General features: G+C 28.2%; 18 protein-coding genes. 3 read left to right on the top strand and 15 right to left on the bottom strand.

The window, feature by feature from the left end; translation table 11 throughout:
- Positions 1-192 precede the first annotated feature (192 nt).
- The 8 genes from lonB to HMPREF0216_RS09655 form a co-directional block, all read right to left on the bottom strand.
- The gene (gene lonB, locus HMPREF0216_RS09690) at positions 193-1,842 is read right to left on the bottom strand and encodes an ATP-dependent protease LonB (RefSeq protein ID WP_005213870.1); all 1,650 of its coding nucleotides are present in this window, start codon (positions 1,840-1,842) and stop codon (positions 193-195) included.
- A 165-nt stretch (positions 1,843-2,007) separates the two neighbouring features.
- Positions 2,008-3,306, bottom strand: a complete 1,299-nt coding sequence (gene clpX, locus HMPREF0216_RS09685) for an ATP-dependent Clp protease ATP-binding subunit ClpX (RefSeq protein WP_005213869.1) — start codon at positions 3,304-3,306, stop codon at positions 2,008-2,010.
- A gap of 38 nt (positions 3,307-3,344) precedes the next feature.
- A complete protein-coding gene (clpP, locus tag HMPREF0216_RS09680) occupies positions 3,345-3,950 on the bottom strand; it encodes an ATP-dependent Clp endopeptidase proteolytic subunit ClpP (protein ID WP_005213868.1) in 606 nt (201 codons plus the stop codon).
- A 153-nt stretch (positions 3,951-4,103) separates the two neighbouring features.
- Positions 4,104-5,387: a trigger factor gene (gene tig, locus HMPREF0216_RS09675; protein WP_005213867.1), complete on the bottom strand. Its 1,284-nt coding sequence runs from the start codon at positions 5,385-5,387 to the stop codon at positions 4,104-4,106.
- 295 nt (positions 5,388-5,682) lie between these two features.
- On the bottom strand, positions 5,683-5,922 hold the full coding sequence (locus HMPREF0216_RS09670) for a hypothetical protein (RefSeq protein ID WP_040419618.1): 240 nt from the start codon (positions 5,920-5,922) through the stop codon (positions 5,683-5,685).
- 142 nt (positions 5,923-6,064) lie between these two features.
- A complete protein-coding gene (locus tag HMPREF0216_RS09665) occupies positions 6,065-6,301 on the bottom strand; it encodes a hypothetical protein (RefSeq protein WP_005213865.1) in 237 nt (78 codons plus the stop codon).
- Between the two features lie 377 nt (positions 6,302-6,678).
- On the bottom strand, positions 6,679-7,953 hold the full coding sequence (locus HMPREF0216_RS09660; protein WP_005213864.1) for a TcaA 3rd/4th domain-containing protein: 1,275 nt from the start codon (positions 7,951-7,953) through the stop codon (positions 6,679-6,681).
- Positions 7,954-7,956: 3 nt separating this feature from the next.
- A complete protein-coding gene (locus HMPREF0216_RS09655) occupies positions 7,957-8,295 on the bottom strand; it encodes a hypothetical protein (protein ID WP_005213863.1) in 339 nt (112 codons plus the stop codon).
- A gap of 281 nt (positions 8,296-8,576) precedes the next feature.
- Here HMPREF0216_RS09655 and HMPREF0216_RS09650 point away from each other — a divergent pair, with 281 nt between their 5' ends.
- Entirely contained in the window at positions 8,577-9,167 is a 591-nt protein-coding gene (locus HMPREF0216_RS09650; protein WP_005213862.1) for an ECF transporter S component, read from the top strand.
- A gap of 207 nt (positions 9,168-9,374) precedes the next feature.
- Entirely contained in the window at positions 9,375-9,557 is a 183-nt protein-coding gene (locus tag HMPREF0216_RS09645) for an alpha/beta-type small acid-soluble spore protein (protein ID WP_005213861.1), read from the top strand.
- A 99-nt stretch (positions 9,558-9,656) separates the two neighbouring features.
- Here HMPREF0216_RS09645 and HMPREF0216_RS09640 read toward each other — a convergent pair whose 3' ends face one another.
- From HMPREF0216_RS09640 to HMPREF0216_RS09615, 6 genes are all read right to left on the bottom strand, one after another.
- Positions 9,657-10,454, bottom strand: a complete 798-nt coding sequence (locus tag HMPREF0216_RS09640) for an endonuclease/exonuclease/phosphatase family protein (protein ID WP_005213860.1) — start codon at positions 10,452-10,454, stop codon at positions 9,657-9,659.
- Positions 10,455-10,456: 2 nt separating this feature from the next.
- Complete coding sequence (locus HMPREF0216_RS09635; protein WP_005213859.1) at positions 10,457-12,124, bottom strand: PTS transporter subunit IIBC; 1,668 nt, start codon at positions 12,122-12,124, stop codon at positions 10,457-10,459.
- Between the two features lie 45 nt (positions 12,125-12,169).
- Positions 12,170-13,834: a glycoside hydrolase family 13 protein gene (locus tag HMPREF0216_RS09630; RefSeq protein ID WP_005213858.1), complete on the bottom strand. Its 1,665-nt coding sequence runs from the start codon at positions 13,832-13,834 to the stop codon at positions 12,170-12,172.
- A gap of 302 nt (positions 13,835-14,136) precedes the next feature.
- Positions 14,137-15,120 carry a LacI family DNA-binding transcriptional regulator gene (locus HMPREF0216_RS09625; RefSeq protein ID WP_040419615.1) on the bottom strand — a complete coding sequence of 328 codons (984 nt, stop codon included), beginning with the start codon at positions 15,118-15,120 and terminating at the stop codon, positions 14,137-14,139.
- 135 nt (positions 15,121-15,255) lie between these two features.
- Positions 15,256-19,257: a discoidin domain-containing protein gene (locus tag HMPREF0216_RS09620; protein WP_005213856.1), complete on the bottom strand. Its 4,002-nt coding sequence runs from the start codon at positions 19,255-19,257 to the stop codon at positions 15,256-15,258.
- Positions 19,258-19,388: 131 nt separating this feature from the next.
- Entirely contained in the window at positions 19,389-24,386 is a 4,998-nt protein-coding gene (locus tag HMPREF0216_RS09615; RefSeq protein ID WP_051040693.1) for a glycoside hydrolase family 2 TIM barrel-domain containing protein, read from the bottom strand.
- 389 nt (positions 24,387-24,775) lie between these two features.
- On the opposite strand from HMPREF0216_RS09615, the gene HMPREF0216_RS09610 reads away from it, so the two are divergent.
- Positions 24,776-25,240 (top strand): GreA/GreB family elongation factor, encoded by a 465-nt coding sequence (locus tag HMPREF0216_RS09610; RefSeq protein ID WP_005213854.1) that lies wholly within the window; start codon positions 24,776-24,778, stop codon positions 25,238-25,240.
- A 96-nt stretch (positions 25,241-25,336) separates the two neighbouring features.
- Here HMPREF0216_RS09610 and mgtE read toward each other — a convergent pair whose 3' ends face one another.
- Positions 25,337-26,680 (bottom strand): magnesium transporter, encoded by a 1,344-nt coding sequence (gene mgtE, locus HMPREF0216_RS09605; protein ID WP_005213853.1) that lies wholly within the window; start codon positions 26,678-26,680, stop codon positions 25,337-25,339.
- Positions 26,681-26,879 lie beyond the last annotated feature (199 nt).

The following is a 26,879-nucleotide window of genomic DNA, read 5'->3' as shown; positions in this document are numbered from 1 at the left end:
CTTTTTAAGGCTCTATTTATTATAAAGTATAAAATATTAATATAGAACCTACTATGTATATCAATTTAATAACTAAACTCCCACTTAATTTAATTGCAATAAGGAAGGGTATTAAAGTAAATAAAATTTTGACGTCAAAGTATTTATTTTATTAGTTAACATTTTACTTCTATACACTTCCTTCAAATAATTTTATTTACTTTTTGCTGATAATATATCTCTTTTGCTATTTAAAATTTCCACACTAGATATATCTATTGCTTCTTTTATATGTTTTATAGGTATAATTCTAACACCTTCATATTCTAGAAATGCTTCATTCCAATTTGCTGCAGGTATAATAACTGTTGTTGCACCAGCCTTTTTAGCAGCTAATATTTTAGCATTAACTCCACCTATAGGATTAATATTTCCAAGCAAACTAATTTCTCCTGTAATAGCCACATCATTTTTTATAATGCTATTAGTTATGGCACTATATACAGCTATAGATATTGCTGCTCCTGCTGATGGACCATCAACAGGCATTCCACCTGGTATATTTATATGAATATCAAACTCATCACATTTCAAATTAAATACATTATTCAATACAGTTAAAACATTTTGAACAGATGAATATGCTGTACTTTTTCTTTTAACCTTCTTATTATTCATTGATATTTCTTCTTCCTCTATTATACCACTTATCTTTAACTCTCCTTTTCTTCCAACAATCTTTTTAGCTGTAGCTTCAATCTCCATAACCATTCCTATATTTGCTCCATATACTGCTAATCCATTTACAACTCCAATTTGTGGCTTTTCATTTATTTTCTTTTCTGGAATTTCTGTGTATTGACCATTTTCTATAACCCAATTAATATCTTCCTCTAATATTTTTTCTCTTTCTTCATTTATTGCTATTCCAGAGCATAATTGAACTAAATTAACAACTTCTCTTCCATTGTTACAATGTCTACTTATAATGTCTAGTCCTTTTTCTGAAACTTTAAGTCCTACTTTTTTAATTGAATTTTCTGCAATTTTTCTAATCTCATCTGTATTTAAAGCTCTAAAAAACACCTCTACGCATCGCGATCTAATAGCTGGAGCTATTTCCTCTGGACTTCTAGTTGTCGCTCCTATAAGTCTAAAATCAGCCGGTAAACCATTTTCAAATATTTCTCTAATAAACCCTGGCATATTAGGATCTTCAGAACTATAATATGAACTATCCAAAAACACCTTTCTATCCTCTAATACTTTAAGTAATTTATTCATTTCAATTGGATGTAGTTCTCCAATTTCATCAATAAACAATACTCCTCCATGTGCCTTAGTTACTGCTCCAGGTTTAGGTTGTGGTATTCCAGCAATACCAAATGCGCCTGCCCCTTGATATATTGGATCATGTACTGAACCTATAAGAGGATCTGCTATTCCTCTTTCATCAAATCTAATTGTAGTTGCATCTATTTCAATAAAATTTGCATCACTTCTAAAAGGAGATTTACTTTTCTTTTTTGCTACTTCTAGAACTAATCTTGCAGCTGCTGTTTTACCTATACCTGGCGGACCATATATTATAACATGTTGTGGATTAGGTCCACATATTGCTGCCTGTAGTGCTTTAATCCCTTCTTCTTGACCTATTATCTCTTCAAAATTACTTGGTCTACTTTTTTCTGTTAAAGGCTCTGTAAGGCTTATACTCCTCATTTTCAAAAGTTTTTCCATTTCTTTTTTATTTTCCTTATCTACAATTGTAGATTTCGCATGATTTGCTTTATTATTATTAAATAAATATATAATAAATAAAATCATCATTATTATTTGAAGAACAATTACTAGTTGATTCATACTTTTTTAATTTACATAAAAATTATGTAAATATTAACCTCCTTTACATTTTGTTATTTTAAGTATTAACACAACTTAGTAGTTATATTCTTATTTAACCTTTAAAATTTTACATATTTTTCTTTGTAAAATTATAAATAAAAAAAGAGGCTATTCAGCCTCTTTTTAAGCAGTTTCCATGCCCTTTTTCTTTTTAGTTTTTTTACTTTTAAGAAGCGGTCTACTTTCATTTTCCCCTAATCTTATAACCTCTGGGAAAGTCTTAGACTTAATAGCCTCTTCAGTTATAACAACTTTAGTAATTTGTTCATCTGAAGGAATTTCAAACATAATATCAATCATTATATCTTCAACTATAGCTCTTAATCCTCTAGCACCTGTTTTTCTTGCTATAGCTTCATCTGCAATAGCTTTTAATGCTTCTTCAGTAAATTCTAATTCAACATTATCTATTTCAAACAACTTTGAATATTGCTTTACTAAGGCATTTTTAGGTTGACTTAAAATATTAATTAGAGCATTTTGATCTAAAGACTCTAAAGAAACTACCATAGGTAATCTTCCAACAAACTCTGGAATTAATCCAAACTTCAATAAATCTTCTGGTAAAATATTTTTCAATACTTCTCCAACATCTTTCATTTCTTTAGATTGAATTTCAGCACCAAATCCCATTTGGCTTACTCTTGTTCTCTTTTGAATTATTTTTTCAATTCCATCAAAAGCACCACCACAAATAAATAATATATTAGAAGTATTTATTTGTATAAATTCTTGATGTGGATGCTTTCTTCCTCCTTGAGGAGGCACAGAAGCAGTTGTTCCTTCTAAAATCTTTAATAAAGCTTGTTGAACCCCTTCACCTGAAACATCTCTAGTTATTGATGGATTTTCAGATTTTCTAGCTATCTTATCAATTTCATCTATATAAATGATTCCTCTTTCAGCTTTTTCAACATCATAATCGGCATTTTGTATTAGTTTAAGTAAAATATTTTCAACATCTTCCCCAACATACCCTGCTTCAGTTAATGTTGTTGCATCTGCAATTGCAAATGGAACATTTAAAAATTTCGCTAAAGTTTGAGCTAAAAGTGTTTTACCTGAACCTGTAGGCCCTAAAAGTAATATATTACTTTTTTGAAGCTCAATATCATCATCTATTGTATTAGATTTAACTCTTTTATAATGATTATAAACTGCAACAGATAATGCTTTTTTTGCTCTATCTTGACCAATTACATATTGATCTAAATATGCCTTTATTTCTGATGGTTTTGGTAAAGTCGTTGTATCTAACTCTACATTATTTTCTTCAAATTCATCTTGAATTATATCTGAACATAAATCTATACACTCATCACAAATATATACACCTGGACCTGCAATCAATCTCTTTACTTGATCTTGATTTTTACCACAAAAAGAGCACTTTAATTGTTTTTTATCTTCAAATTTAGCCATAACCTCACCTCACTTTGGCATAAGCTTTGCCAAAAATACTACTTGTTATTAATTTTATTTCTCTTAATTACTTCATCAATTAAACCAATATTTAATGCTTCTTCCGCATCTAAGAAATTATCTCTTTCACACATTCCTACCATAGTTTCATAATCAACTTTACCATTTGTTGATTCTGCCATAATTCTAGTTAAGTTTTCTTTAATTTTTAATATTCTTTTTGCATGAATATCAATATCAGTTGCCTGACCTTGGAATCCACCCAAAGGTTGATGAATCATAATTTCACTATGTGGAAGTGCAAATCTTTTACCAGGAGCTCCTGCTGAAAGTAAAAATGCTCCCATAGATGCAGCCATACCTATACAAATAGTGCTTACATCACATTTTATATATTGCATAGTATCATAAATCGCCATCCCTGAAGTTATTGAACCACCTGGACTATTTATATAAAGATAAATATCCTTTTCTGGATCTTCACTTTCTAAGAATAATAATTGTGCTACTACTAAATTAGCTGTAACATCATTTACTTCTCCACTTAACATTATTATTCTATCTTTTAAAAGTCTTGAGAATATATCGTAAGACCTTTCTCCTCTTCCTGTTTGTTCTACAACATATGGTACATAATTGCTCATTTTATTTCCCTCCTTCTCTTATAAAACCCTTCATATAATAATATATCCAATTTATTATAAAGTAATTATAATAAAATTATATAAAATTTACTTTATTTTGTTAATAGAATATTTTAATAATTGCCAGAATTTCTTCTGGCAATTACAAATAAATTATTTATTATTTTCAAGTAAGAACTTCATTGTTTTGTTTGTAACAACGTCAGCCTTTAAAGCAGCTGCTTGACTTTGAAGTAAAAGATCTACCATCTTTTCATCTTCTTGTGCTGAGTACATTTTAGCAACTTCTTTAGCTTTTTCTCTTATTTCTTCTTCAGTAGCTTCAAATTTTTCAGCCTTTTCAATTGCTTCTAAAACTAAATCAACTTTAACTTTAGTTCTAGCATTTTCTCTCATATATTCTCTCATTTTATCTGCGTCAGTACCTGTGAATTGGAAGTATTGTTCTAAGCTTAATCCTTGATATTGTAATCTTTGTTCAAGATTCTTAACCATCTTATCTACTTCTTTTTCTACCATTACTGCTGGAACATCAACTTTAGCATTTCCTGCAACAGCAGTTATAACAGCTTCTTCGAATTCTCTTTCTGATCTAGTTTCATTAGCTGCTTCAAGTTTCTTAGTTATATCTTCTTTTAATTCAGCAAAAGTATCAAATTCTGATGTTTCTTTTGCAAATTCGTCATCTAATTCTGGTAACTCTTTAAATTTTACTTCTTTTATAGTAACTTCGAATTTAGCTGGTTTACCATTTAATTCTTCTTTACCATAGTTTTCTGGGAAAGTAACATTTACTTCTACAGTATCATTTACTTTAGCTCCTATTAATTGTTCTTCAAATGTATCAATGAAAGTCTTTGATCCGATTTCTAAAGAGTAATCAGTTCCTTCTCCACCTTGGAAAGCTTCTCCATCAACAAATCCTTTGAAGTCTATAACAGCAATGTTTCCATTTTCAACTGTTCCATCTTCTTTAGTTTCTATTCTTGCACCCTTTTCTTGCATTTCTTTAAGCTTCTTAGAAACTTCTTCTTCTGTAACCTCGTAAGTTTTCTTTTCTATTGATAATCCTGTATATGCTCCTAATTCAACTTCTGGATAAACAGTTACTTCGGCAGTATATACAAAATCTTTACCTTCTCCAACTTCAACAACATCTACCTTTGGATAATCTACTGGTATTATGTTATTTTCTTCTAATACTTTTCCATATGATCCTTCAATAGCAAAATTTATTGCATCTTCTAAAAGAACTTCAATTCCATAATATTTTTTTACCATATTCATTGGCACTTTACCTTTTCTGAATCCTGGTACGTTGAAATGTTTAACATTTTTCTTATATGCTCTTGTTAAAGCTTCGTTAAATTTTTCTGCTTCAACCTTTACTTCAAATTTAACAACATTTACATCAATTTTTTCCATTTTAGCTTCCATTGTATATTCCTCCTAGAAATAGTATGTCTTATTTACTTAATACAACTAGCTTATTATAACACATTTAAACTAATTTTTACAAATGTTTGTTCAAAAAATCTCTTTTCTAGCAAATAATTTTAAAAAATTATATTTTTGCTTATTAATAATCGAACACTCTACTAATTTTAAGCCAATCATTTAAATAATATCCACTTGTATATATATTAAACATAACTATTTATTTTATTATATATATTTTTTATTAATTTTTAATTTCATTTTTTAATAAAGTATAATATATTACTTAATACTACTAAATTTGATAATGCTTATAAAAGATAATATCCTCAATATTATGTATATTCATACTTACACTTTGTTTATCTACAAACTTCTCAATAAGAGATTTAATATATCCAGTGTTAAATTTAAAAAATATTACCAAACCTACTATGATTGCAAATAAAATAATCCCTATTAAACAATTTATTCTTTTACGTCTTTTTCTCATAAGCCTTTCATAATCTCTACTAAATATACTAGGCTTAGCCATTTTATACCTCCTAACTTGTATAAAAATTTCCATGTAATAAATTTACCACAAACTCTTAAATAAAGAAACATTTTTTTACTTTTTATACTTTTATTTTCATTTTTGTCTCAAGAAATTTTTACCACATCATCTTTCGACAAAGCTATTTTTTTCTACAACAACATTTTGTTTTACTATTTTCAGTCTTATTTTCAAAACATATTCCACTATTTTTTGTTTGGCAACATTTCTGAAAACCATTTGATTGCTTATTACAACAACCTTTCTTACAAGTATTTATACCTAATTCCTGCATTTCCTCTGTAGTTAATTTAGCTTCATTTCTTGAATAAGACTCATATTCTGGTGTATCTTTCAATATATTTTTTATATTTTTCATCAAATTACTCCTTCATTTTCATATCTTTTATATGTTTTTATTATTAATTCTATCATAATAAAATAAAAAAAATATTTTTTTTATTTTTTTTGTAAAATTTGTTTGCTTTTATTTTAAAATACTGTATAATATTTATATAGCAAATATTATTAAATTAAATATATTTATTAAACATTGCCCATACCGCTCTATAATTTTATTATAGAGTTTTTATAAAACCCCACACAATCACTTATTCCCTTTCTTAAGTGATTGTAATCCCTTAAACCTGCACTAAAGTGCAGGTTTTTTATTTTGTACAAGTTTTTATTCCTTTTATTAGCTTAACAAAAAAAGTTGTGCAACTATTTATTTGCAACAACTTTTTTACTTTAAAATTAATCTAAAACCTCAATTTTTTGAATATCATATACGTAAAAGCCTTCATTATTATTGTATTCTAATGAAAGTAAAAATACTCCATTATTAGCTGTCTTTAAAAATGGAAATAATTTTTTATATATACTATAACTAATATTTGTTACTAAACTTGCTCTATATTTATTATCTTCATATTTAAAATCACTTTTTTCTATTTCTACATTTAAATCCGTTATCTCATAATTATTAGAAAATAGTAACGCCTTTTCATTTATATATTCATACATCTTATTTTTTGCATCTTCTGTAGCATTGGAAATTAATTCACTATTTCTTTCATTAAGAGCTTGAAATGAGCTATCATAAAAACTATATACACTTTTATTTACTTCATCAGTTAACTTATCATTTACCATATTAATATCAAGTTTAATATAGTTTTCATTTTTTATATTAACACTTTCACTTTTTAAACTTCCCCACGGAAATTCTCTTTCTATATAAATGCTTACATTTTTATTTTCAGGTATAGGTCCAAAGTTTTTAATATCATTAACCTTCTTTAAAGTATCCTTGTTATTAATAAAAACTTTAGCATCATCAAAATTAGAATATAATGTTATAAAAATTGCTGGTACATTAATATTAACTTTACCATCATCCATTGCTGTAAAGTTAACAGTTTCATTTATATTTCCATAATCAGTTTTTAACTCATAGCTACATTCATACTTTCCTGGAATTAGATCTATTGTTATATTGTCTTCTATAACTTTTTTAATACCATCTATATTAAGTTCTATTCCCTTAACATCTGTTTGAAAAGTAATAGCTACTGTTTCTAAATCTATGTAGTATTCTTCTTTTAAAAAACCGCTTTTACTTTCAATATAAAATTTATTTGAATTATTATTGGCTTTTAGTTCATTAATAACACTGTCTATATCTTCTTCATTATCTCTATAATATTTTATTATTGGCTCTAATTCTTCTACTTTTGCTTTTTTATCATTTATCCTTATAATATTTGAAAGAGTCTTATAATTTTCTTCAATTAACCCTTTCCTAAAGCTTTCTAATATACTTTCCTTACTTTTATAAGAAAACTTAGGAACTAGTAATATGCCTAATATTAATATAAATATAATTATACCTATCTCAAACTTTCTTTTAAGAATGACTTTTTTTATTCCTATATCTTTCAAATTAAGCAAATCATATTTTAACATTTTTAAATAACTAAAATTTTTTTTTCTTATATCAATTATTTTAGCTTTTAAGTTATTTTTCATATATTACTCCAAAATATCTATTATCCATTTACCACATTCTACACATTTATATAATCTTATAATAAATATGTCCATTCCACTTCCGCTTATTATATCTTTATTTACTTCTATTTCTTCTTTAGTTACAAATTCATCCTCATCATTGATGAAACCTTGTATTTCAACTATATAGTTTTTATTAGTCTTATTACAGCAATCATTTTCACCAACACATTCAATTTCATCATAAGATAAATTTGCGCTAAGCTCTTCTACGATAGGAATAATGTCTTCAAACTCACTTATGTTATCTAAAAAATCTTCCTTATTAAATACTAAATCATTAATTTTAAATAATTCCATTATATATTTCTCCTTTTAAGTTATTTATAATCATAATATACTAATTTACTTACTTTATTCAACATATTATTTAATTTTATCTCTTTATTCCCTTAAAACTTCTATATTTATAATTTAAACACTTCTTTAAATATGATTTTAAATCTATTTTCTCATTTATTGTTGAAAAATTTGTCTTTTTATATTAAATTAAAATCTGTACTATTTATTTGCTAAATAAATTTTATAAAAATATTTCTAAACGAAAAATATTATGTAATTTTATATTTGAGGTGAAACATATGGAGAGAAAAATGACTGCTAGTGAAAAAACTAGACGACTTGTTATTATAGGAGCACTTGGCGGAATTTCTATATTTCTTGGGGTAAGTGGTATAGGGATAATTAGACTACCTTTATTTAGCATAACTGTAATGCATATTCCAGTTATTATTGGTGCCTTACTTGAAGGTCCTTTTGTTGGTGCCGCTATAGGATTAATTTTTGGTTTATTTTCAATGTATCAGAACTTCACTGCCCCTGGATTAACTTCCTTTTTATTTTGGAATCCAATAATAGCTTTAATACCTAGAGTTTTAATTGGAATTGTTGCATATTATAGTTTTAAATTATTATCAACTAAATTAAAAAACACAGCTATTTCCGCAACCATATCATCTATTTTAGCAACATTAACAAATACAATTGGTGTACTTGGATTAACTTATGTTTTATATCTTGATAGATACGCTGCAGCTAAGGAAATTTCTCGTGATGCTGTTGCTGGTACATTGCTAGCAGTAGGATTAACTAATGGTGTTCCAGAAGCTATTGCTTCAGCATTAATTGCCGTACCAATAGTTGTAACAATGCTTAAAATGAAAAAGAAGTAATTATAAAAATACTTATAAATTAAAAAATTTATAAGTATTTTTATTTTAAACAAATTAACCAGTTACTTCTTAATGTTTTCTTTTTTTCCTAAATTGCCTTAAATTTAATAGTTTATATAAATTAGCGTTACATATAATACTAGTGTAAGTAAAATCAATACTTACTAAATCAAACAAATATTAATTTATTTTAAAGGAGGGTCTTTTATGGCTCAAAAGTTAGTACCTGAATCAAAAAACGGATTATCAAAATTCAAAACTGAAGTAGCAAGTGAAATGGGAGTTCCTTTTACAGACTACAACGGTAACTTAACTTCAAAACAATGCGGAAGCGTTGGCGGAGAAATGGTTAAGAGAATGGTAGAACAATACGAACAAGGAATGAAATAAACTAACTAAAAAATAAGTTAATAGCAAAAACAAGAGAGTGTAAATATTTTACACTCTCTTATTTTTGCTATTACTTATAGTTATCTTAATACTTTAATTTTAATATATTTTCCCTACCACTACTTCTACACCATAATGATCTGAAATTATTTTTTTATTTTTCCCATTAAATATAACTTTAGAACTAACTATATTTACATTTGTATTAGTTAATATTAAATCTAACCTCTTCTTTTCTTTTTGATCTTCCCATCCTGCAATTTCACCACTTACTGTTATTCCATCATCACGGCTTTCTGCAGTAGTATAGGTATCTATAATACCCTTGTTTATTAAATAATCATACCCTTCATTTTTAACCAAAGCATTATTATTAAAATCTCCCATTATAAAAGAAACATTTTTATTATTTAAATTTTCAATAAGCTTATCTGCTTGATATCTAAATGGTTCTAACTCATCATTCCACCATCCTGTATGACAACTGTAAAAATCAATATCTTCACCATTTATATTAATAGTAGCCTTAATAATGTTTCTACTTTTATAATTGCTTTTTTCATTACTTTTTGAAATATAAAAAGATTTATACTCCTTAATTTCATGCTTTGTAAATATACATAACCCTTCTTCATATATATCATAGCCTATATGGGAGTAATCCCATATAAAGCTATATTTTTCTTCATCAATAGATTTTAGTTCTTCAAGTAATAGCTTGGCAAAATTATCCTCTTTAATGATACCTTCAGTAATTTTTGCTTTTATACTTTGACTAACTTCTTGAAGGGCTATTACATCGTATTGATTTTTCTTAATTATTTGTGCTAAATATTTAATCTTTTCAAGTTGATTTTCTTCTTGCCAAGAATGACAATTTAAAGTTAAAAGTTTCATAACTAAACTCCTAAAATATCTTGAATATTAGATTTTATTACATCTGCTTTTGGTCCATATATAGCTTGAACACCACTATCTTTTAATATTAATCCAACTGCACCATTTTTCTTCCATTCTTTCTCTTCTGCTACTTTACTTAAGTCTTTAACTGTAACTCTTAAACGAGTCATGCATGCATCTACATCTTCAATATTTTCTTTTTCACCTAATAAAGATATTATCTTAATTGCTAAGTCATCATTAGATGAAGCTTTATCTGCAGCTACTTCCTTAACTTCATTTTGATTTTCTTCATCATCATAATTTCCTAAACGTCCTGGTGTTGGAATTTTAAATTTTTTAATACAGAAATTAAATACTCCAAAATTAATTCCAAAGAATGCTAAACAAGCAAGTACAAAATTAATTACATCTCCAACTAATCCTGCATTAATAAGCATTGGTATACGTGTTATAAGTTCTATAGCTCCAAATGCATGAACTCTTAAGTTGATTATATCAGCTAAAGCAAAAGCTAATCCTGTTAAAATTGCATAAACTACATAAAGTACTGGTGATATGAACATAAATAAGAATTCTATAGGTTCACTTACACCTGTTAAAAATACTGCTAATCCTATTGATATGAACATTGATTTATATTTTTTCTTTTTATCAGCATCTACATTTTTATACATTGCAAGTGCAACCCCTAATAATGATGCAGTTGATAAAATTACTTGCCCAACCTTAAATCTTGCTGGAACCACTGTTGCTAATAAATTGTTGTATTCTGTCATATTGCCAGCAGCTTTAAAGTTAATTAAATCTGTTATCCAAGCAAACCATAGTGGGTCTTGACCAGCAATTACTGAACCTGCTGCAGCTCCTGTTAGAGATGTATAAACACCGCCTAATTCTGTATAGTTAACTGGAATAGTTAACATATGATGTAATCCAAATGGTAATAATAAACGTTCTAATGCTCCATAAACAAATGGTGCTAAAACTGGTGCCGTATCTTTTGAATTTGCAAGCCAAATACCAAAGTTATTTAAAGCACCTTGAGCAAAAGGCCATACTATTGATAATATAACAGCTGTAATTGTTGACCATAAAATAACCACAAAAGGAACAAATCTTTTTCCATTGAAGAAATTTAAAGCTTGAGGTAATTTATTGTAATTGTAATATTTATTAAATAATGCAGCTCCTAAGAACCCAGAAATAATACCTATAAATACTCCCATGTTAAGTGCAGGTGATCCTAAAACACTTGTAAAATAATCTGGAACTGTTAATGTTGCACCTAAAAGTGATTTAACTGTTGCAGTACTATCTGCTAACATTTCACTACTTACACCAAATATAGCTCCTGTAATACGATTAATTAATACAAATGATAATAATCCTGCGAAGGCTCCTCCAGCTCTTTCTTTAGCCCATGATCCCCCTATAGCTACTGCAAATAATATATGAAGGTTTCCGATTATTCCCCATCCTATATTATCCATTACTCGTGATATTCCTTGCATTATTTCTGCATCAAAATACATACCTATTAATTTACCTAAGGTTATCATTAAGCCAGCAGCTGGCATAACTGCAATAACTACTAATAATGCTTTACCAAATTTTTGCCAAAAATCAAATGAAAATAATTTTCCTTTTTTATTTGCTTTACCCATTCTTTTATTCCCCTTTTTACAATTTTATTTGATTTTACTTAATTTTTAATCAGTTATTCTATAAAGTCTAGCTTCATAAGGCTTCAATTTTATTTCTTTTATAACGTCATGTTTTTCAACCTCATAGTTGTTTATTAATAAATTCTCATATTTCAATTCTTCATCGTATGAATAAAGTACTTCATCATGTGATAAATTAACTATAACTATAAATCTTTCATTTTTCATATATCTTGTATATGCATAAATCTTGTCATCATCTTCAAGTATTAAGTCGTAACTTCCATATATAAGAGTTTTATTTTCTTTTCTTACTTTAATCATTTTTTTGTAAAAGTTTAATATTGAATTTTCATCATTTATTTGTGCTTCTACATTTATAGTCTTATAATTTTCATTTAAATTAATCCACGGTTTTCCTTTTGTAAATCCTGAATTTTCTTTATTATTCCATTGCATAGGTGTACGTGAATTATCTCTAGATATTGCCCAAACAAACTTTAATGCTTCTTCTTCAGTCAATCCTTGCTCCATTTTTTGTTTATAAATATTTATACCTTTTACATCATTATAGTCATATATAGAATCAAATTTAACATTTGTCATTCCTATTTCTTGCCCTTGATATATAAAAGGTGTTCCTTGTTGCATAAAATACATAAGAGCAAAAGCTGTAGCACACTCTCTCCAATAATCTGAATCATTACCCCAGGTAGATATAACTCTAGGTATATCATGATTTTCTATATAAAGAGCATTCCATCCATTTCCATCTAATGCTTTTTGCCATTTTGTTAATACTTTTTTATAATTTTTTACATCAAAATCATTTTCACTTTCAGCTCCCCATAAATGAAGATGCTCAAATTGGAATATCATATTAAACTTTCCATTTTCATCTCCTACCCAAAGGTCTGAATCCTCTGCATCAACACCATTTGCTTCTCCTACAGTCATAATATCATAATTATCAAATGTTCTTTCTTTTAACTCAGCTAAATACTTATGTATTCCATTTACATTCATATGCTTATCAAAAGATTCTACATATTCTAATCCTTCTGGATTTGGCATATCATTTAAGCCTTCTTCCTTTTTTATATGGCTGATTGCATCTACTCTAAATCCATCTATACCTTTATCTAACCACCAATTTATCATTTCATAAACAGCTTCTCTTACATCTTTATTTTCCCAATTTAAATCTGGTTGTTTTTTGGTAAATAAATGTAAATAGTATTCTTCTGTAGTTTTATCATATTCCCAAACTGAACCTTTAAAGATACTTTCCCAATTATTGGGTTCTTTATTATCTTTACCTTCTCTCCATATATACCAATCTCTTTTAGGATTATCTTTAGATGACTTAGATTCTATAAACCATTTATGTTCATCACTTGTATGATTTACAACTAAATCAATAATAAGTTTCATATTTCTCTTATGAACTTCATTTAATAGTTCATCAAAATCTTTCATAGTTCCAAAGTCATCCATTATATCTTTATAATCACTTATGTCATAACCATTATCATCATTAGGAGATTTATACATTGGACATATCCAAATAACATCAATACCTAATTCTTTTAAATAATCCAGCTTTGATATTATCCCTTTTAAATCTCCTATTCCATCATCATTAGAATCTTTAAAACTTCTTGGATATATTTGATACCCAACAGCTTCTTTCCACCATACTTCTTTCATAAATAAACACCTCACTATAATGCAATCGCTTGCATAACTTGTCCAAATAATATGTACAGAAATCTCTGTACATATTTTTTAATTCATCTTTGTATAATATTAATCCAGGAACCGTTTCCATTTTTGTGTTTATAAAATCGAAACAATCTCTTTCTTATGTATTTATAATAACATCAAAAGAAATTGTTTACAATAAGTAAAACGAACCATTTTACTTCAAATTTTAAGATTATATTAGATTATCTTCATTTTTCTTAAATTTATGAATTTATGCAATCGGTTGCACAAAGTTTTAATCCTCTTTAACTTGATTCTCTTTCTATAAATTTAGTTTCAATAACATGATATCCCATATTTTTTTTACCCTCTAACTTATCTATTAATATTTTAGCTGCGTAAAATCCTAATTTTTCAGAATTAATATCTACAGATGATAGTGATGGTTTTCTATAACTAGCCAGTGGAATGTTATTAAATCCAACTACCGAAATGTCTTCTCCTACTTCTTTTATAGCATTTTGTACTCCAAAAGCAAGAAGGTCATCTGTAGTTATAAAAGCTGAAACATTATTTTTTTCCAAAATACACTTTGCTGCTTTATATCCTTCTATTTCTGTAAAATCGTCCATTTCAAATATTAATTCTTCATTTACTTCTAAACCTCTACTAAACATTCCTTGCTTATATCCATTTAATCTGTCTTTAGAAACATTTAATTCTTTCTTTGCACCTATAAAGGCTATTTTTTTATTGCCTTTATCAATTAATCTTTGTGTTAACTGATATACAGCTTCAAAATTATCATTATCAACCCATAAAACATTTTTTATATCTTCTGGTCTGCCTATAATAACAAAAGGAAATTTATTCTTTTTTAAATGCTCAATAGTTTTATCATCACTTTTAGCATTAAATAAAAATAATCCATCTACTATATTACCTTCAGTAAACTTCTTAATCCACTGTTCATTTTCTTCTTTAAATGTATACATAATATAATAATTTTCTTTTTGTGCACACATACTTATTCCTTTCATAGCTTGAACAAAAAATGGATTTTCAAAAGAACTTTCTGCACCTTGTGGTAATATCACAGCTAAAATTCTAGTTTTATTTTTTGCTAATCCCCTTGCAACTATACTTGGTGTATAATTTAGTTTTTTTATAGCCTCATTTACTCTTTCCTTTGTTTCCTCACTAATTTTATCACTATTAGCTAAAACTCTTGAAACAGTAGAAGTTGCTACTTTCGCTTCTCTGGCTACATCTTTAATTGTTACTTTCATAATTTTACATCCTTCTAAAAAATTTCTCATTTAACCCTTATTATATTATAAAGCCTATTTTAAATAAATAAAAGCATCTAACAATAATAAAAGAAGATATCAAAATATATTTGATATCTTCTTTTATTTACATTATTATATTCTTCTGTTATCTGATAAAATTATATCGCTTATTTTTTGTAGTTCATAAATACCAACTTTACCATCACCATCTAAATCATACTCTTTATTATTTTGCCCATAGTATCTTGATGCAATGGCTAAATCTTTTAAATCAATAACTCCATCATTATTAAAATCAGCACTTTTTTCTTCTTGAACATTTTCTCCAAATGCTTGAAGTTCTAAAATAGAGTATCCGTTATTGCCACCTCTTTTAACACCTTGGAATTTAATATATCTTATATTTTTTAAGTCAAATTCACTTACAACTTCTGTCTTTGTATTGCTTGTTATATGAGAAACTTCTTCAAAATTAACTCCATCAATGGATGTTAATATCTTATATTCTGTTGCTGCTTCTGCAAATAACAATTTGACTTCACTTATCTGTTTAACTTCTTTTAAATCAATTAATAACCATTGATTATCACTATTTTGTGATATCCATTTAGAATCGCCATTTCTACTATCACCATCTACAGCTCTCCATTCTTTAGTATAAAGTAAGCTATTAGAAGAAGAATATGCATCTGCCCCACATGCTAAATTCAATTTAGCATTTTTATCCCCTGCTATCCATTCCTCTGGCATTGCTGTATTATAAACTTCAATATTATCCATTTGTCCTTTTAGATTTTCCCCAATTTTCTCTAGTGGTAGTACAAATGTTGCATGAAGTTCTTGTCCACTTATTATATTATTACTATGATCTCTATATGAGTGTAATTGCTGTACAAATTCACCATTAACATATAATGCTAATGCTTGGAATGTTCCAACTAAAGTTATTTCATTCCACTCCTCTTCTTTTACTTTAAAATCAAAATCTTGTTCATAGAAGCTTCTTCTTATAGATAAAGTTCCATCTTCTTTAATTTTTAATTCACCATCATATCCTGCAAATAAATTTATTGTTTTTCCTAACTCATCAACCTTAACATCAAATGTTGCTGTATATGGGTAAGTTAATGATTGTAATGGCGTTTCTAAAGTAGTGTTTCCTTTAAGAGTAAGAACCTTATTATTTTCTACCTGTACTACTTCACCATTAACTATACTTGCATCATACTTATTTAAACTTGAATCACTAGCTGTTTCATCTTCAAAATTATATTTTACTACTAATTCATTTTCACTTACTATTTCATTTTGTATTGTTGTATTAGGACCTTCCTCTAACGCATTAAATGTCTTCATAAATTCAAGATAATCTTTATCTTCTCTTGTACCACTCCAAGTCTTTTCACCAACTGTTGCAACTGCTGGTAATAACCTTTCGTGTAAATCTGCTTCAACTATACCTTCCATAGATTCATCTCCCCAAATTGCCATTTTCCCACCTAGCAATTGTGGTTCACCTAATGGTAGCTTAACTCCATTAAAATCATTTGGTTCCCAATTATTATATACATTTTGAGTATTCATAAAATCCTTATGCCATCTTGAAGGTGTAATATAAGTGAATGGTTGTGGTACATTTACTATCTCATAACCTTCTTTTATTCTTGCATTTACATCTTCCCAAGCCATGCTCCAAACATCAATGACAGTTCCTTCTGGTAGCATTGTTGTTCCTGAAAATTGCTTTAATGATCCCCAAACTCTTGGTGTTTTACCTTTTTCTAAAACATAATTACTCATTTCAGATGTATATTGTCTAAATTTATCTCCAACACTTGTATCATATTCATCTATTCCAAGGTGAACAGTATTTCCTAAAAATACTGGCTCATTTTCATCAGTTCCATCGATAAATTCATCTAATAAACCTTTTATAAGATTTTTACCATCTTCATTTTCTATATCTATATGATCAAACCAATATTTAGTATTGTGTATTGGAGTTCCTAGCTCTCTCATATATTTTGTAAATGGAAGCGAGTGAGCTGGACTATCTATTTCCGGTACTACCTCCATCCCATAATCCATAGCCATAAGTTCAAGTTCTATAAATTCCTCTTGTGTATAATATGGATCATTTAAATCACTGTTACTTGGTTTTAAACCTGGATGTTCTTTACTCTCTAATCTAAATGCATTATATACATCATTCCAAGCTTCTGGATTCTTATAATCTCCATCAGACCATTGATTATCATTTAAATGCAAATGGAATTCATTAAGCTTATACCAAGATAATATCTTTGCATAATCTCTTACAAATTCTATTCTCATAGGCATTCTAGCTACATCTAACATAACACCCCTAATCTCATATTTAGGATAATCTCTAATTATTCCACAAGGAATATTTAACTCATCCTCTGCTTGCCATAATATTTGTAATAAAGTAACTGTTCCATATAAATTTCCTGTATACGTTGGTGAATATATTTTTATACTATTGTCTATAATTGTAAAATATCCTTCTTTCCCAAGATCATAGCCATTTTCATCAATAGATTCTATATAAATATCACCTGGCTTTACTTCTTCTTCTGAAGAAACTTCAACTACTTCTAATTCTATATCAGTAAAGTATTTTAAATCATCATTAAATAAATCAGCAACCTTATTTAAGTCAACATTATTAACATCATTTATTAATATCCTTGAGTTTTCAGTTAATGTGAAGCTTCCATTTAAACCATACCATTCTTGTAAGCTTGGTATTACTTTTGGCACATCATTTTGCTCCGAAACCTCTGGGAATATTTCAGGATATAAAGAAGATTTTCCCGGAATTGTTACTACAATATTTTTTGTAGCAGTTTTAGTATCATCACTTTCTTTATATACTTCTAATAATATAGATACATTTGCATCATTTATATTATGTCTAGTTATTACTCCATCATTAGTAACTATATTTTCAAACTCACTTCCTCTAACTCTAATACCAAATCCTCTTGGTACTTCTGGTAAAGTTAATTCTGTAGTATCTATAGTTATTTCTCCTAATGTTGTAATACTATTGATAACTTGTTCACAAGTCATATCTAATTCAGGTATATATTTTTCTCTTCCAATAACCTCTATTTCTCTTATAGAAACATTATTATAAGCATTTGCATTTCTTTCAGCAATAAATACTCTTAGATATCTTCCTGTTTTAACTTCAGCAAATTGCACTGTATCAACTAAATTTAAAGTATCTCCAGCTTCATGAATTATTGTTTCTATATCTTCAAAGTTTTCTCCATCATTAGATATTTGAATAATAGCATTTTCTGCCCAAGCCTTTTTATACCAATGAATATTTACGCTATCCATTTCAACAATTTTTCCAAAATCTATAGATACCCAATGAGTATCTGTTTCTGTTGGTATTACTGGCATTGTAGGACTTGCCCACCTTGAATCATCACTTTCTTTATCCCCATCTATAACCTTATCAGCTGTCCATACAGTACTATTATTTTCTACGGCTGATACAGTGGCTTTTTTTCCTTCTGCAATATTACCTTCTTTTATTTCATAACCAATAACTTCAAGTTCTCTTATACTTACTGAAGTCCATTGATTTCTCTTAGTTATATATACTCTTATATATCTAGCACTTTCTTGTTCTACATCAACAATATTAACTAAATTTTTATTAGCCTCATCTTTACCTAATGGATTAGTAAGTAAAGCTATATCTGTCCACTCTTCTCCATTATTTGATTTTTGAACTTTAAATTCAGTTCCATAGGCCCAATTTTGCCAGCGTATATTTATTTCTTCAATAATATATTCTTTTTCTAAATCTACATATAACCACTGTGGATTACTATCTGTAACTGTAGCACTAGACCATCTTGAATTATCATCTGTATAATCACCATCTACAGCTTTATCTCCTGTAAGGCTTGAAGTTTCTGTTCCTGATACCTCTACCTCTTTATTTAAGGCTAAATTTATTCCATAAGTATCTTTAACTTCTGCTTTAACTTCATTAGCAAAAATATTGGTTATTGGTGATATTAACATATTAAATAAAAATATTATAACAAATATTTTGCAATAAATTTTTAACTCTCCTTTTTTCCTCATTATAACTTCCCCCTTAATTAGTTAACTTCCTTGCATTACTATAAAAAATACCTCCTTAAAATTGTTAGTTTTAAGGAGGTCTTTTAATCATCCTCTAGTCTATTCTCTACATTGCAATAAATTCCTTAAATTTATTTATTTAAAATCTTATCTACTAATATAGCAATATCTTCACCGTTAATCTTTTTATCCCTATTCATATCAAATATTTTAACAGTTTCCCAATCTTCACTTTCTGAAGTTTTACCAAAGTTTTTAGAAAGCATAGCAACATCACCTATATCATTTTTACCATTGTTATTAAAGTCGCCGCTATTTTCTTCTATAATTTCCTCTGCTTCTTTAATAAACATAGCATCTGCCCAATCAGAATGGTCGTTACCGTTGTGCCCAACTTTATCTGCTTCTAGCTTAACTTCTTTTACTCCTTCAATATCTAAATTAATAAATTCTGCTGGAGTATTATACATCATTTTTGTACTTTCATATGCTAAAGTTCCATCTAGGTATACTCTGAATATCATACCATCACTATTATTGCTTGCTTCTCTATCATTACCAATATAACTTTGGAAGTACTTATATCCTTTACCTTCTACATTGTAAATTATAGTAGAATCAGTATGAGTACCAATACCTTTCTTAAATGTTACTACTTCATCACCAATTAATAATCTTAATGGATTTCCATCACTTGACAAGTCTTTTTTTATTGTTGACCATCCTACAGTAGCACTTACCCAATCAATATCGCTTGTATAATCACCATCTGCAACATTAATATTGGCTTTTACTTCTACCTCTACACCCATTACAGTAGCTTTTCCTACAACACTATGAACACCCTCTATACTAAATATATTGTTGTCAATTTCATTCCAATTAACATTTACATTTAATTTAGTATCATCTGTAAAATCTACATAAATAGTTTTTGGCATTGTAACTTCATTACCTATTTTAGCACTTATACTTTGTGTAGTATCTTTAAGTTCCTTTATAGTTACTGTTGCAATAGCTTTTTTATCTGTACCATTAATAGTACCTTCAACTTCAAAAGTTCCAACTGTATTATATTGATCTTCTGTTATCTCATTCCAAGTTACAGTTGCTTCTTTACTTAATCCCTCGGTAGTTGTTACAGTGATATTTGTTGGTAATTCTGGCTTACTACCCTTTAAACCACTTAGTGATATTTCTTGATTATCGGCTAATTCATATGGTAATGCTAATTTATTTATATCCATAGCACTTTCTACATTTGTATTAATTGCTCTAAGTCTCATTCTATAAGTGTAATTTTTATTTGATTTAAGTTGGAATTCATCATGTGGTCTTGCTCCCCAAGCATCATCTCCACCAAGTCCCATTTGCTTATAGTTAAGATTTACTTCAATATCACTACTTCTTTCAAGTTGATATGAGTGTTTTTTAGAATTAAGCTCCTCTTCAGTATAATGAAGTGCAGACATTTCTATTACACTATCTCCTGAAGCCATTAATCCAATACCATCACTATTAGTTAATGTTACCCATCTTACATCTGTTTTATTACCCATTTGTTGTGGTTCTATATAGTCAAAATATTGATTATCAACAGTACTTTGATATACTCCAACATCTGTACTCATATTTCTATCCCAATAATTTTCTTCTGGTCCTCTTCCAAACCACTCTATATTTTCAAAACCTTCTGGCATTTTTAACTCCATACCTACTGCTGGTATTTCTGGTAAACTAGAAGAACCTGGCTCCAGATTTGAAGTTATAACAACATCACCATTTCCATAAATATTTATAATATTTGTATATTTAGAAGCTGTTGAAGTTGGAAGTGTTGAATCTACTTTAATAGTAATAACTTTATCAGCTTGTTCTACAGTAATATTATCTATTGTTCTATTTTGACCTGCAAATTGCCATGTTGCTGTTCTACTTGGCATACCATTTTCTCTATCATTATCATTTGGAGTTCTCCAAAAATCTGGAATTATTGGTGAACTTAATAATTCCGTTTCACCATTTTTAAATGAATCAATATTTCCAGTTGATTTATTTAAATTAACTTCAAAACCTTCCCCTTTAATATTAATATCAGTTTCACTTTCATCTACTACTAAATTTTCCATGGCTTCAACATCAACAAAATCTTTTCCTTCTTCTGTAAAGCTAACCTCAAATTGTTGTTTTGCAACTTCATGGCCTGCTTCTGTCCACTTAGTAGCTGCCTTTTCTTTAAATCTTACAGTTACAAAATATTCTGATCCATTATCAATAGCTTCCGGCGCTGTAAATGGAATAACTACTTCTTTAGTTGTAAGTGGTTCAATATCTAAATCTAAAGTTCCTTCTTGAATTCTTTCACCATCTTGATATAACTCCCAAACTGCATCATATTTACTTACATTAGTAAATAAGCTTTCATTTTCTATAGAAATTACTCCATTATTAATATCAATATCTTTCATTTCAATATCTTGATAGTGATATTTAACATCTATCAATTGTGGCTTTATTGTTCTATCTGCATTAAGTAATCCATTTGCACAGAAATTATCATCGTTAGGATTATCTCCCCAATCTCCACCATATGCAATAAATTGACTATCTCCACTTGGATTATTTGTTTCTAGATTATCAAAATCTACCCATAAAACTGAATTATCATCTGGAGTCCTTGTTTTATCATTTAATTCATCTAAAGATAATGCTCTGTTATAAACTCTTACATTGTCTATTACAGCATTACTTCTTCTATTTTCTTGTGCATCTCCACCAATAGTTATAGGGTAATTAGAAGTTGTTATACTTCCTGTATATTCAGTTGAAGCTACTTCTACACCATCAATAAATAACTTAACACTTTCTCCATCAAAAGTCCCTGCTATATCATGCCAATTTCCTACCCAATCTTCTGGTAAATTAGTTGTTGCTGCTGCTACCCATTGAGTCCAATCTCCTGGTTTATTAGCATCATATATAAAGAATTCTAGTGCTCTATTTCCTGTGTTTTTGTAATTAATAGTTTCTTTAATTGCAAATTGAGTGTCTCCCTTTGCCACAAATGTGCTATCACTTGTAGTATTTTCTGGTTTAACTGATACTTCAACAGTTAAAGCATTTCCTATAATATTAAGCTTTGAATCATTAGGTAAAGTAGCATATCCTTTAAAAGCATTTCCATTTAACCCTTCTGCTAAAGTTCCATTTTGAATAGTAACGTCAAAAGAATTTTTACTTGAATCCTTTATAACCGTTTCTTCTTCTATATCTTTGTATAATCCTTGATCTACAAAATCCCATATAAAGCCACCTTGAAGGTTATCATGTGCTTCAAAAGTTTCCATATAAGAATTTAAGTCACCTATACTATTTCCCATAGAATGAGCATATTCACAAAGAATTACTGGTTTACTTCTGCTTGCATATGATGCTAAAGCATTTGGATGAGAATACATCATACTATATACATCTGATGCTTTTGTTTCTGAATTATAATCACCTTCATAGTGTACTGGCCTTGTTGGATCATTTTCTCTTATCCAATTTGCCATATCTATAAATGCTTGTCCATCTCCAGCTTCATTTCCTAATGACCACATAGTAACTGATGCATGATTTTTATCTCTTTCTACCATACTCTTTATTCTATCTAAAGTCATGGCTGACCACTCTGGTCTACTACTTGGTAAAAGATCAGAAGTTCCTCTTGTAGCATGTGACTCTATATTTGCTTCATCTACAACATATAAGCCATATTCATCACATAATTCAAGCCAAGCTGGATTATTAGGATAATGAGAAGTTCTTACTGAATTTATATTATATGATTTCATTATTTCTATATCTTCTATCATACTTTCAATAGAAACTGCTCTACCATCAGTTGGATCTGTTTCATGTCTATTAACCCCTTTAAAGTAAATAGGCTTACCATTTATAAGAATTTGTCTATTTACTATTTCCATCTTCTTAAAACCAAACTTTGTACTTACAGCTTCTTTTTCATTTCCTTCTGAATCCTTTAGTGTAATAACTGCAGTATAAAGATATGGAGTTTCTGCTGACCATTTTTCAGGACTCTTAAGTTCTTGAGTTAAATTTACAACTTTTCTAGTTGCATCTTCATTATAGTCTGTAGCATCTGTAAAATCTGTTGAAACAGATATTGGAGAATCTAATACTGGATTGAAGTCTTCATCATAAATCATTGCTTCAACAGTATATTCATCATTACTTTTTAAATAATTAGTTAAATCCACCTCAATATCTAGTGTTGCATCTTCATAATTTTTATCTAAATCTGCTACTACACTAAAATCTCTTACTCTAACTTCTGGTGTTGAATATATAGAAACATCTCTAAATATACCACTTAATCTTATAAAGTCTTGATCCTCTACCCAACTTGCATCTGACCATCTAAATACTTGAACTGATATTACATTTTCACCTTCTCTTAAATAATCAGTAATATCAAAGTCCTTAGCTGTATAACTATCTTCTGCATATCCAACCTTCTCTCCATTTATCCAAAGATAAAATGCTGATTCTACTCCTTGAAAAGATACATATACTCTTCTATTAGCTTCCCAGCCCTCTGGAACTGTAAAGCTTCTTTGATAAGTTCCTACTGGATTATATACAGTTGGTGCAACACCAGCTACTGGAGTTTCTATTCCCTTCCATGGCATTGTTATATTTGTATATATAGGATAATCATATCCTTGTGTTTGCCAGTTGCTTGGAACTTTTATTTCTTCCCATCCACTAGTATCAAAACCATTTTCGCCAACTTCTGTTGGTCTTAAATCTGGTTTATCTACTATATTGAAATCCCATTGTCCATTTAATAACATATGATAATCAGAATCAACTCTAATTCCTCTTTCTGCTATTGTTTTCTTTTCATAGTCTAATGCTGTAGCACTATCCTTATATGATACAAATGTAGCATGGGCTTCCTCCCTGTTTATTTCATAAACATCAGGTTGGTTTTTCCACTCCTCTTTCGTTTCTGCAAAGGCTTCAATAAATTTTGTAAAATTTCCATATACACCTTCACTTACAGATACAAAAACTGTAGATGCAACAATTAAAGAAATAATTTTTTTATTTTTTCTTATCATAGTTTCTCCTCTTTCCTCCATTTTATTTGAAATTATCCCATTATTTATATTTAACAAACTTTTTGTAAAACCTTTACATTTTAATCATCATCACAATAATTTTATACTTTTCAGCAATTTATTTACATATATTGTATTTATCCATTTATTTTCCTTATCTAATCCTAGCTATTTAAGTAAGAACTTTATAATTTATATAAATAAAAAATAACACTCTTAACCTACTCATAGATTTTGAATGTTATTCTTTAATATTTATTAATATTTTACTGTATTATATTAATAAATTATTGTATGTTTTTTTATTTATGTTATATACTACCTTTTCTTTTTTCATATTTATTATATAATATTATAATAATACTACTTTTTAGGAGACGATTAATTTTATGAATAATATTTTAACAAAATCAAATATACAAAAATTACAGGAAGAATTAGATTATAGAATGACAGTGAAAAGAGCTGCTATAGCAAAAGAAAAACTTATAGCTGCTGCACATGGTGATAGATCAGAAAATGCAGAATATAAAGCTGCTTGTGAAGAATATAGAGAAAATGATAATAGAATTCAATATTTATTTACTATGATTTCAACAGCTACTGTTATTGATGATGAAATAGTTGATAAATCAATTCTAGGTATAAATAGTAAAGCAAAAATCAAATTTTTAGAAGATGATTTTGAAGATGAAATAACTTTAGTAACTACTTTAGATGCAAAACCTGAAGAAATGCTTATTAGTATTGAATCTGATTTAGGTAAAGCTTTAGCTGGTAAAAAAGCTGGTGATATAGTTACTGTAAATGCACCTGGTGATAATTACGAAGTAAAAATTTTAGAAATACTTTAATATATAATTTATATATTAAAACAACCACTTACATAACATAAGTGGTTGTTTTTATTTTATAAACTTATTTATAAAATATAAAGATAATTATCTATACTAAACTAAATATCTTAAGAAAAGTGTAGCTAATCCTAAGAAGAAGAAGAATCCTAATACATCAGTAAAAGTTGTTACAAATACTGAAGATGCTAATGCTGGATCTACCTTAAACTTCTTTAATACTATTGGAACTAAATATCCTGAAATAGTTGCTACTACCATATTTAAAATCATAGCTACTCCTATTACAATTCCAAAAATAAAGTTACCTTCCCATATATATCCTAATACACCTATTATAACTCCTATTGTGGCTCCACATAAAACACCTACACCAACTTCTTTAAAGAAAACTTTCTTCATATTTTTAAAATTTAATTCTCCAAGTGCAAGTCCTCTAACTATTATTGTTAGTGTTTGTGTTCCAGCATTTCCACCCATTCCAGCTACTATAGGCATAAATGTTGCTAATGATACAACCTTTTCTATTGTTCCTTCAAATATACCTACTACTGAAGATGCTAAAATTGCTGTAACTAAGTTAATAATAAGCCATGGCAATCTACTTCTTATAGATTCTTTTAATGTTCCATCTACCTTTTCGCCTTCATCTATTCCTGCAAGACGATGTATATCCTCTGTAGTTTCATCTCTTAATATTTGCATAACATCATCTACTGTTACAATTCCAAGTAATCTATTAGAGTTATCAACTACTGGCATTGTTAAAAATCCATACTTTTCAAATCTATGTCCTACTTCTTCTTGGTCAGTATTAAAAAGTATTCCTTCTATTTTAGTATGAACTATATCTGAAATCTTAGTGTCAAAGTCCTTAGTTACAAGTTCCTTTAATGATACTATCCCCTTAAGTTTATCAAACTTATCTACAACATATAAATCATCTATATTTTCATTTTCTTGACCATATTTTTGTAAATATTTTAAAGTCTCACAAACAGTCATATCTGTTTTTAATGATATAAACTCCGTAGCCATTATTCCCGCTGCAGTATCTGGTGCATAACTCAATAATTGTCTTACTACTCTTGCATCTTCATCTGTCATCTTTGCTAATATCTTATTTGCCTTATTTTCATCTAAAATACCAAGTAAGTCTGTTAACTCATCTGATGACATTTCTTCAATTATATTTTTTTGCTTGTTTTCTGAAAACTCCATTAATATTTCATATTTTTCATCAATTTCAGCTTCATCAAGTATATCTGCAATAAACTTTTCTGGCAATCTATTCAATATATCTTTTCTATCATCTACATTTTCATGTAATACATCTAAAACATCCACTGGGTGTATATTTTCTACATATTTAATAATGCTGCTTTGTGGAGCATGTAATAAAAACTTTCTTAGCTCTTCTTTATTCATATTTAATTTCATAGCCTACCTCCATATTTACATAGGAAATAAGACATCTAAAATAATATTCTTAAATAATTAAGCTAATTTAAATTACTGATATTTATGACTAATTTCCTATATAATCTGTATTTAGTTTTTACATAATTAATATTTCTACTCAGATACGAATCCATAATATCACCCCCAAAATCGAGTAGGAGGAAAATAATTATTTTAT

Source organism: Clostridium celatum DSM 1785, assembly GCF_000320405.1.
Lineage (GTDB): Bacteria > Bacillota > Clostridia > Clostridiales > Clostridiaceae > Clostridium > Clostridium celatum.
Note: the sequence above shows the minus strand (reverse complement) of the source record. Positions and strands in the feature narration are given on the sequence as shown.